Origin of the sequence: Streptomyces sp. NPDC005485 (genome assembly GCF_040606085.1) — a bacterium.
GTDB lineage: Bacteria > Actinomycetota > Actinomycetes > Streptomycetales > Streptomycetaceae > Streptomyces.
In genome coordinates, this window is sequence record NZ_JBEXDZ010000006.1 from 97,027 (window position 1) to 104,354 (window position 7,328).

The 7,328-nt window shown below is 70.9% G+C and carries 7 protein-coding genes and 1 pseudogene; 1 reads left to right on the forward strand and 7 read right to left on the reverse strand.

Translation table 11 applies throughout. The features are described from left to right. Positions 1-58: 58 nt before the first annotated feature. Positions 59-802: a DUF4232 domain-containing protein gene (locus ABZS97_RS04290; RefSeq protein WP_356133353.1), complete on the forward strand. Its 744-nt coding sequence runs from the start codon at positions 59-61 to the stop codon at positions 800-802. Positions 803-881: 79 nt separating this feature from the next. Here ABZS97_RS04290 and ABZS97_RS04295 read toward each other — a convergent pair whose 3' ends face one another. The 7 genes and pseudogenes from ABZS97_RS04295 to ABZS97_RS04325 all read right to left on the reverse strand — a co-directional run. Continuing rightward, positions 882-1,526 (reverse strand): response regulator transcription factor, encoded by a 645-nt coding sequence (locus ABZS97_RS04295; RefSeq protein WP_356133355.1) that lies wholly within the window; start codon positions 1,524-1,526, stop codon positions 882-884. Then, a complete protein-coding gene (locus ABZS97_RS04300) occupies positions 1,490-2,809 on the reverse strand; it encodes a sensor histidine kinase (RefSeq protein WP_356133357.1) in 1,320 nt (439 codons plus the stop codon). Before ABZS97_RS04300 ends, ABZS97_RS04295 begins: the two co-directional genes overlap by 37 nt. Positions 2,810-2,974: 165 nt before the next feature. Continuing rightward, positions 2,975-3,442 (reverse strand): MaoC family dehydratase, encoded by a 468-nt coding sequence (locus ABZS97_RS04305; protein WP_356133359.1) that lies wholly within the window; start codon positions 3,440-3,442, stop codon positions 2,975-2,977. A gap of 87 nt (positions 3,443-3,529) precedes the next feature. Further along, positions 3,530-4,561, reverse strand: a complete 1,032-nt coding sequence (sbnB, locus tag ABZS97_RS04310; protein WP_356133361.1) for a 2,3-diaminopropionate biosynthesis protein SbnB — start codon at positions 4,559-4,561, stop codon at positions 3,530-3,532. Between the two features lie 63 nt (positions 4,562-4,624). Beyond that, the gene (locus ABZS97_RS04315; protein ID WP_356133363.1) at positions 4,625-6,307 is read right to left on the reverse strand and encodes an NAD(P)/FAD-dependent oxidoreductase; all 1,683 of its coding nucleotides are present in this window, start codon (positions 6,305-6,307) and stop codon (positions 4,625-4,627) included. Between the two features lie 29 nt (positions 6,308-6,336). Then, the gene (gene fabG, locus ABZS97_RS04320) at positions 6,337-7,065 is read right to left on the reverse strand and encodes a 3-oxoacyl-ACP reductase FabG (protein ID WP_356133365.1); all 729 of its coding nucleotides are present in this window, start codon (positions 7,063-7,065) and stop codon (positions 6,337-6,339) included. Further along, positions 7,062-7,328, reverse strand: a pseudogene (locus tag ABZS97_RS04325) (3-oxoacyl-ACP synthase); the annotation flags it as partial. The pseudogene ABZS97_RS04325 and the gene fabG, both read right to left, overlap by 4 nt.

Sequence of the window (7,328 nt, forward strand, 5' to 3'; positions counted from 1 at the left end):
GCAGCAGTGGGTGTCGGCGAGGGTCGGTGTCCGGTGCGAGCCACAGTCGGGGGAGATCATGCAGTACAGGAACGGCATGCGCAGAAGCGTGATGATGGCGATGGTCGCGGCGTCGGCCGCCATGGTGATGACCGGATGCCAGCCCGATGACGACGGATCGGGGACGGACGACTCGTCTTCGAGCGCACCGAGCGTCTCGAAGTCGCCCTCGGGTTCCCCGAGTTCCGGCTCCACGGGCTCCGGTACGCCGAGTTCCGGATCGACGAGTTCTGCTTCGCCGAGTTCCGGTGGCACGGATCCCGCGACGCACGGGCCGTCCTCGACGCCGACGACCGCGCCGTCCACGGGCTCCTCCTCCGGAGCGACGTGTGCGGACTCCAGCCTGGACCTCACCGCCTACCAGGCCGCCGACCGCCCGGACGGGACGGGAACCGGCGCGGCGATCATCGAGTTCACGAACACCTCCGGCGCGGAGTGCGTCCTCAACGGGCACCCGACGGTGGCGGGGGCCGGCAACGGATCCCCGGACCACAACACCCCGTTGACGGTGACGCCCACCGGATCGGTGACGCCCGTCCGGGTCGCCCCGGGCGGCAAGGCCTGGGTGAAGCTGACCTTCGTTCAGGTCCAGGGCGAGGCGGACGGCTACTGCGAGTCCGGCGCGGACCCCTCGTCGTACCCCACCCTGGTGATCGGCCTGCCCGGCTCCGGCGCCCACCAGGTCGCCCTGGACGACGGCGTGTTCGCCGAGTGCGACAACACGGTGAGCGCCACCGCGGTCACGGCGACCAAGCCTTCCTGACCCGGTACGCGCGAAAGCCCCGGACCGAGAATCATGGTCCGGGGCTCACCCGCGTCTGCTGCTGTATTTGCCGCTGGGCCTACTGCTCCAGATACGCCAGTACCGCGAGCACCCGTCGGTTGTCGCCGTCGCCCTGGAGGAGGCCCAGCTTGGTGAAGATGCTGCCGATGTGCTTGGCGACGGCCTTCTCGGAGATGAACAGGCCTTGGGCGATACCTGCGTTGGAGCGGCCCTGGGCCACCCATTCGAGGACTTCGCGTTCGCGTTCGGAGAGGCTGCCGACCCGCTCGTCGCGTTCCTTGCGCTGCAGGAGCTGGGTGATGACCTCGGGGTCCAGGGCGGTGCCGCCCTCGGCCACGCGCCGGATGGAATCGAGGAACTGGGTGCCGTTGGTGACCCGGTCCTTGAGCATGTAGCCGACTCCGCGGCCGCCGCTGCCGAGCAGCTCGCGGGCGTAGAGCGGCTCGACGTACTGGGACAGGAGCAGGACCGGGAGGTCGGGGATCTGCTCGCGGGCGGCGAGGACCGCTCGTAGGCCCTCGTCGGTGAAGTTCGGCGGGAGCCGGACGTCCACGACGGCGACGTCCGGCTGTTCACGGGTGAGGGCTGCCAGCAGTTCCGTTCCGTTGTCCACGGCGGCCACGACCTCGTGGCCGTAGGCCTCCAGGAGGCGGATCAGACCGTCCCTCAGGAGGAAGTGGTCTTCGGCGAGGACAATACGCACGGAAGCTCCATCGTCACCATCGTCGGGCCGTTGACGGGGCTGTTCACCGCCAGGACACCGTCGAAGGTGGCCAGCCGCCGCTCGATGCCGCGCAGGCCGGTGCCGCGCGAGGCGTCGGCGCCGCCGTGGCCGTCGTCGGTGACGGTGATGCACAGCATGGCGTGATCGTAACGGATGTCGATCCAGGCCCGGTCGGCCCCCGCGTGCTTGGCGACGTTGGTGAGAATCTCCGAGATCGCGAAGTACGCGGCCGACTCGACCGGCATCTCGGGGCGGCCGGGCACATCGACCGTGACCTCGGTCGCGACGGGGCAGACCAGGGCCAACGCCCGTACCGCGTCGGCGAGTCCGCGGTCGGCGAGGACCGGCGGGTGGATGCCGCGGACCAGGTTGCGCAGTTCCTCCAGCGCCTTGGAGGAGGACTGGCGGGCCTCGATCAGCAGGGCGCGTACGGCCTCAGGGTTGGACTCCAGGAGGTGTTCGGCGGCGTCGAGGGTCATGCCCATCGCGACCAGCCGGGCCTGGGCGCCGTCGTGCAGGTCGCGTTCGATACGGCGGATCTCGGCCATCTGCGTGTCCACCGCGGCGGAGCGGGTGGTGGCGAGGTGCTGGATACGGCTGGCCATGATCTCGTTCTCGCTGGGGGCGAGCATCGCACGGGTGTAGAGGGCGTGCTTGCGGACGGCGCGGGGCGCGGCCCACAGCGCGAGCGGCACCTGCAGGACGCCGAGAGCACCGGCGAGGACCGCGGTCGCGGTGCCCTCGATCGGGATGAACTGGTACCACAGGCCGTCCCACTCCGCGGAGAGCGGGACTCCGAAGAACGCGAGGAAGACGCCCCAGACGCCGCTGAGGATCAAGGCGAGCGGGAGGAACGCCAGGAAGGCGCCGGCGATCGGGTCGGTGAGGACCCAGACGTACTCGCGCCGCGTCTGCGGGTCGCTCATGATCCAGCGGTAGCGGGCGACGGCACCCGAGGCGCCCGCGGGCACCGGCGGCAGCGGGCCGACCGGGCCCGGGATCTCCACGCCGCACCAGCGCAGGGCGAGCTCACGCTGACGCGCGGCGAGATTGCGTACGCCTTCCATGGCGCGCGGCACCATTCCGAGGCCCGGACCCACCAGGGTGATCGCCCCGGAGACCGCCAGGGAGCGGCCGAACGCGGCGATGGACATCCAGCACAGGGTGAGTGCGTGCCGCAGACCGGTGATGCCCGCCGGAACGGAGAATCCCCTGATCTCGCCCGGCGGGCGGCTTTCCCCGAGCTGCATCGTGCGGTCCATGGGACTCGCTCCTCTCTGGTGCCATTCGCAGTACCTGGGCCGAACCGGCCGTGTTCTCATTGTGGCGGTCGGCAGGTACGGAAATCGGTAGTACTAACTCCCCTCTTGGTTGGCCGAAAAGGGGGAGTTCCTCTACCTCGCGCGTAGTCCCCCACGGCAAATGCCCTAAGAGGCCGTGAAGAGCGACAGGGTGTCCGCCACACAGGCCGGCCGCGGCTTGTCCTCCCCCGCGGCCCGCACCTCCACCGTCATGCGTACGGCCGCCAGGTGGCCCACGGGTGTCTCGCGCACGCCGGTGAGCTTGGCGCCGCCGCGGACGTGCGCGCCGACCGGCACGGGCCGGGGGAAACGGACCTTGTCCAGGCCGAAGTTGACACCCAGGTCGACCTTTTCGATCTCGAAGATCGCGCGCATCATCGCGGGCAGCAGCGCGAGCGTCATATAGCCGTGGGCGATGGTTCCGCCGAAGGGTCCGGTCGCCGCGCGTTCCGGGTCCACGTGAATCCACTGGAGGTCGCCGGTCGACCCGGCGAACTGGTCCACGTCGTGCTGGGTGACTTCAAGCCACTCGCTGTAGCCGAGGTGTTCACCGGTGGCGTCGGCGAATTCGTCCAGGCTGGCGAAGGATTTCATGGGCTCGATTCTGTGCGGGCGTCATGGACGGGGACAAGAAGGTCCGGCACCGTGGTGCCGGACCGTCAGCGGGGTGTCAGCGAGGCGTCAGCCGTAGCGCTTGAGCTCGTGGAAGAAGTCCGGGACGGTGTGCAGCCGATCGGCTTCCAGGACGCGGTCGTAGATGAACTTGGCGACCGCCATGTCGAGGACGCCGAGGCCGAACGGCGAGAAGATCACCGGCTTGTCGGTCGGCGGGGTGATCGCTCCGGTGAGGACGTCGTAGAGGGTGCCGGCGACGAACTCCCGGTGGCCGACCTGCTGTTCGGCCAGGTGCGGCGAGGTGTTGGCCTTCATGCAGTGCTCGACGTCGTCGACGGCGTTCCACGACGCGAGGACGATCTCGGGCGACAGGTCGCGCAGGGAGACGTGCAGCACCAGCGGGTTGTGCGCGAACCACTGCGGGTCCTGGACATGCGGCTCGCCCGCGATGGTCGCGAAGACGATCAGGTCGCTGGAGCGGATCAGGTCCTCGGCCTTGTCGTGGACGGTGATCTCGCAGCCGTCGCTCTCGACCCGCTCCAGGTAGCCCTTGAATCCCTCGGCGTGCTCGGCGGACAGGTCGTGCACGCCGATCGACTCGAAGGCGAAACCGGTGTTCGCGAGGTAGGCGTGCACATAGCGGGCGATCAGGCCGACGCCGAAGAAGCCCACCCGGGTGGGGCGTTCGCCGCGCGCGTCGGCGAGCCGCGCCGCCGCGAGGGCCGCGGAGGCCGCGGTGCGCGCCGCGCTGATGATGGAGCTCTCCAGACAGGCGAACGGGTAGCCGGTCTCCGCGTCGTTGAGGATGAGGACCGCCGAGGCACGCGGAATCCCCGCGGCGACGTTCTCGGGGAAGCTGGAGATCCACTTGATGCCGTGCACGCCCACGTCGCCCTTGACCGACGCGGGCAGCGCGATGATCCGGTCGGAGGGCCGGTCGGGGAAGCGCAGGAAGTACGAGTCGGGGTTGACCGTCTGGCCCTCGCCGTGCAGGCGGTAGGCGGCCTCGACCGTCGCGACGACCTCGTCCTCGCGCCCGCCGAGGGCCTCGTGCACCTGGGCGCCGGAGATCACGGCGAAGGGCGGTACCTGATTCATGGGAACACTGCTCCTGAGGAAATGGCTGCTCGAAGGACTTGGGGAAGTGAGGAAAGCGCCGCGTCAGCCCATCCGTGCCAGGCCCTTGGCGCGGTGCCGTGCCCGGCCGCGTGAGACGACCAACGGGTCCCAGTCCGGGGCCCGTTCGGGCAGCATGGAGGCGTCGCCGAGCACCGTGCCGGCGAACACCTCGGCGAGCAGTCCGCGACCGAGGATCTGCGAGGCCGCGGCGACTCCGCCCGTGGCGACCCCGCCGACTCCGCTGCCGTAGCGGACGCTCTGGCCGACGACGTAGAGCCCCTCGACGTCGGTGCGTACGTCGGGGCGCTGGCCGGCGCCGCCCCAGGTGGCCATGCCGTACGGGGTGCCGCCGCTGGCGCGGATGTAGCGCTCGTTGGTGAGCGGGGTCGCCGTCTCCACGTGGGTGATGCGGTCTCGGAACGGGCCGAGGACCTTCTCGGCGGTGTCCAGGATGACCTCGGTCAGCTGCCGCTTGCGCGCCATGTAGGCGGGGTTGCGGCGGTAGGGCTCGCCGTCGACGGGCCCGCCCTGCAGGCCCCAGAACTCGTAGCCGGGCGGGCAGCCCGTCATGAGCTGGAAGTTGCTGTGGCCGGGCGGACAGACGGCGGGCGCGCCCGCGTCCTTGATCGAGGCGAAGGAGAACGCGAGCTGCGGCACGGACTCCATCGAGCCGTCGCGGGCGTAGCGTTCCAGGACGGCCGCGTGCGCGGCCTCCATGTCGTCGCTGTCGTGCCACCAGATGTTGGCGTTGGGCAGGTCGGGCAGCTCGGTGTCGAGGGCGACGTACACGGCGACGACGGCGCTGCGCATGGTCGCCGCGCGGGTGCGCGCCACGAGGTCGGCGGGGAAGGCATCCTCGCCGCCGCAGAGGTCGAGGACGGTGCGGCGGTAGTCCGCGTTGGAGATGACCAGGGGCGCGGATATCCGTTGTCCGTCGGCGAGTTCGACGCCGGTGGCGCGTCCGCCGTCGATGAGGATGCGGCGTACCGAGCAACGGGTGCGCAGTTCACCGCCGTACGCCTCGAGTGCCTCGACGAGCGCGGCGACGAGGGCCTGGCCGCCGCCCTCGGGGTAGTACGCGCCGCGCAGGTAGTGGTCCATGATGTTGACGTGCTCGGCGAAGCCGATGCCGTCGGGCATCGCGCCGTAGTTGCCGGCCTGCGCGGCGACCAGGGTGCGGCCCTTGGCGGACAGGCCGCTGTGGTCCAGGGCCTGGCCGAGGGTGCGGCGGGTCCAGCGCATCGTCTGCGGCGACTTGCGGAACAGCTGCACCATGGGCTCGCCCATGAGGCCGGCCCGGCTCGCGCCCGCCACGGCGGTGGCGAGGTCGATGAACCGGTCGACGCGGTCGGCCTCCTCGGGCACGGCCCGCTTGAGGTTCTCGCGGTACGGCTCCCAGCCTGCGGGCACGTCCACGGTGGCCGTGGGCGTGATGATCCGGTCGAAGCCGTTGTCGTTGTCCATGGGGCGAAAGCGCACCCGGTCGCCGACGCCGAGGCCGGAGAGGATCGACGGGATGAGGCCGTCCGGGCCGCAGTCGCCGAGGTAGTGGGTGCCGACGTCGAACTCGTACTTGCGCCGGCGGCGGAAGACATGGGCGTTGCCGCCCGCGATGTCGTGCTGCTCCAGGACGAGGACGCGGCGCCCGTCGGCGGCCAGGTAGCCGCCGCTGACCAGTCCCCCGATCCCGCTGCCGACGACGATGGCGTCGTACCGGTCCTGCATCCCCGAGCCCCCCTGCATTCCCGCCCCCATCAGAACGTGCCGCCGCCGTGGATCTCGAAGACCGATCCCGTGATGTAGGCGGCCCGGTCGGAGACCAGGAAGGACACCAGGTCCGCGACCTCCTCGGGCCGGCCCATGCGGCCGAGCGACACGTTCTGCAGCATGCGGGCCCGCGCGGCCTCGGACATGCCGCCGACCATGTCGGTCTCGATGAGACCCGGTGCGACCACGTTGGCGCGGATGCCGCGCGGTCCGCACTCCTTGGCGAGGGACTTGGTGAAGCCGATGATCCCGGCCTTGGAGGCGGCGTAGTTGGCCTGGCCCGTGTTGCCGTAGATCCCGGAGACGGAGGACAGGTTGACCAGGGCGCCCCGCTTGCGCTTGCTCATGGCGAACGCGGCGGCACGGTTCACGTGGTAGACGCCGTCGAGGTTGGTGCGCAGGACCTGGTTCCAGTCGTCCTCGGGCATCAGGATCAGCGGCCGGTCCCGGGTGATGCCGGCCGAGGTGACGGCGGCGTCGACGGGCCCGAGTTCCCGCTCGGTGCGGGTGACCCAGTCGCCCACCTCGGCGGCGTCGGCCACGTCGCAGCGCGTGGCGGTGACGCGGGTGCCGAACTCGGCGGTCTCCTTGACGAGTTGTCCGGCGGCTTCCTCGTCGGAGCGGTAGCAGAAGGCGACGTCGTACCCGTCCTCGGCCAGGCGCAGCACGATCGCCCTGCCGATGCCCCGGGACCCGCCGCTGACCAGCGCGATCACGCGTTCTCCCCCATCAGTCGCAGCACCGCACACGCCACGGCGCCGTCGCGGTCGACGGCGGACACGAGTGCGATCCGCCCCCGGGAGTCCGGGTCGGCCTCGGCGATGCCGAGCACGGCCGCGATCTGGAAGGACGCGGACGCGGCACTGGTGTCGCCGAGAAGTTCCATGGACGGTACGCGGGACAGCGCGTCGGCGGGCAGCAGCGCGGCGAGCGCCTCCCGCTCGGCGCGGCCCGCGGCGGTGGGCGCCGCGCACGGGAC

Excerpts from the sequence above, each read along its gene's own strand:
- ABZS97_RS04290 (WP_356133353.1), top strand. The coding sequence starts at position 59 with ATGCAGTACAGGAACGGCATGCGCAGAAGCGTGATGATGGCGATGGTC.
- ABZS97_RS04300 (WP_356133357.1), bottom strand. The coding sequence starts at position 2,809 with ATGGACCGCACGATGCAGCTCGGGGAAAGCCGCCCGCCGGGCGAGATC.
- ABZS97_RS04305 (WP_356133359.1), bottom strand. The coding sequence starts at position 3,442 with ATGAAATCCTTCGCCAGCCTGGACGAATTCGCCGACGCCACCGGTGAA.
- sbnB (WP_356133361.1), bottom strand. The coding sequence starts at position 4,561 with ATGAATCAGGTACCGCCCTTCGCCGTGATCTCCGGCGCCCAGGTGCAC.
- ABZS97_RS04315 (WP_356133363.1), bottom strand. The coding sequence starts at position 6,307 with ATGCAGGACCGGTACGACGCCATCGTCGTCGGCAGCGGGATCGGGGGA.